This window comes from Ahrensia marina (assembly GCF_001293565.1).
GTDB classification, from domain to species: Bacteria; Pseudomonadota; Alphaproteobacteria; order Rhizobiales; family Rhizobiaceae; genus Ahrensia; species Ahrensia marina.
Genome location: NZ_JXMU01000050.1, coordinates 1 through 1,975 on the forward strand (window position 1 = coordinate 1; position 1,975 = coordinate 1,975).

General features: G+C 49.7%; 2 protein-coding genes. Both read left to right on the forward strand.

The features are described from left to right. A partial coding sequence (locus SU32_RS17565) for a DUF2924 domain-containing protein (RefSeq protein WP_281175907.1) occupies window positions 1-456 on the forward strand: 456 nt, incomplete at its 5' end. After that, the coding region (locus SU32_RS16965) for a recombinase family protein (RefSeq protein ID WP_054000570.1) at window positions 456-1,975 on the forward strand (1,520 nt) is incomplete at its 3' end. The genes SU32_RS17565 and SU32_RS16965, both read left to right, overlap by 1 nt.

The following is a 1,975-nucleotide window of genomic DNA, read 5'->3' on the forward strand; positions in this document are numbered from 1 at the left end:
AACGCTGATACAAACTTTGATGCCCGCGCACGTACCGCCTCTATCTCAGTCCCATGTGCGGAGGAAGGCGTGGCTGGAGGACTTGCGCCAAATTCACATCAGGCAATCCGGCTCGACAACATCACCTCCGATGCCTGCGATCAAACCAGCATCAAAGGCGGAAGCCAGATAGAGCGAAATGTTATCGCTAAGATCGACGGTAAGACGGACTCCAATACCGAGGCCTCTACAGTCACTAAACCAACACGTTCGCTCAAACCATCCAAACCCTTTGTTCTGAGTATCAGGGCAGGGACTCATCTAGTGCGTGAATGGAATAGACGAACCTATCAGGTGGAAGCACTGGAGAAAGGCTTTCAGCTGGATGGAAAGACATATCGGTCCTTGAGTGCGATTGCCAAAAAGATCACCGGTGCCCACTGGTCAGGACCACGTTTTTTTGGATTGGAAAGCTGATGAAAAAAGTCAGATGCGCTATCTATACAAGGAAGTCATCGGAAGGGGGACTTGAACAAGAGTTCAACTCTCTGCATGCACAAAGAGAAGCCTGTGCTTCCTTTATAGCCAGCCAGAAGCATGAAGGCTGGGTGTTATTACCCAATCATTATGATGATGGCGGTATATCTGGTGGCACACTGGAAAGGGATGGTCTCAAGCAATTGATGCGTGATGTGGATGACGGACTGGTCGATCAGATCGTCGTCTACAAGATTGATCGGCTGACACGGTCACTCTCAGACTTTGCCAAGCTGGTTGATCGGCTGGATGCAGCAGAGGCGAGTTTTGTCTCTGTGACACAATCCTTCAACACAGCCACAAGCATGGGCAGACTGACACTCAATGTGCTTTTATCATTTGCACAGTTTGAAAGAGAGGTCACAGCCGAACGCATCCGAGACAAGGTCGCCGCATCCAAGAAGAAGGGACTATGGATGGGCGGTAACGTACCACTTGGCTATGAACCGGATGGCAGAACACTGAAGATCAATCAAAAAGAAGCAACCACGGTCAGAGCTATCTATGATCTGTACCAGCGCCATGGAACGCTTGATGCAGTTATAAAACACGCAGATCAACAAGGTCTTCAGTCCATTGCTAAGCACGGCGCTAATCGCGGCAAAGCAATAAACTTCCAATCAAGCCAAGTACATTACATCCTGACCAATCCGGTCTATGCCGGAAAGATACGGCATAAGGACAAAATCCACGAGGGTCAGCACGAAGCCATCATTGATCCGCAAAGATGGCAAGCGATTCAGTCCCAACTCAAAAGCGGTGCTGCTAAACAAAGGGGAACCAAATCATGCAAAGCAATATCACTGTTGTCCGGTAAGTTGCTTGATGAAACAGGTGATCATCTGACACCCAGCCATGCCAACAAACAGGGCAAGAGATATCGCTACTATGTCTCCAACAGATTGATAGCCACGCAAAAGACTAGCAAAACCAAAGGCGGTTGGCGACTACCGGCTAAAGCGCTAGAGCAGCAGATTGCCACATCGATAGCCGAGCATCTTGAAGCGCGTCTAGTGACTGACCTTTTCATAAACCCGGATGCTGATCAGATTGAGTGCGCCCAGCAAAAGCTCGCTGAGCTGAGCGCGAGTATTAAAAGCGGGCAATTAGCCTCCACACTCTCAAGCCTCAAGCAAGCAACCATCGTTGCCGGAACAATCAGCGTGCAACTGGAAGCCGATGCTCTCGCTCACTTGTTCGAAGTCACAACCGATCAAATGAACCCAGCAGTCTGCACCTTTCATGCTGCGTTCCAGCTTCGCAAACGTGGTTCCGAAACCAAGCTGGTGATCGGCAATAAACCGATGGCAGAGCCTGATCAGATTTTGATCGACAACATTGCCCGCGCACATCACTACTATGATGCGATAAAAGCTGGGCAGACGTTCGATCAAGTCGCAGCATCAAACAACATCACCAAACGCCGGTTGCTGCAGATCATTGATCTGGCATTCATCGC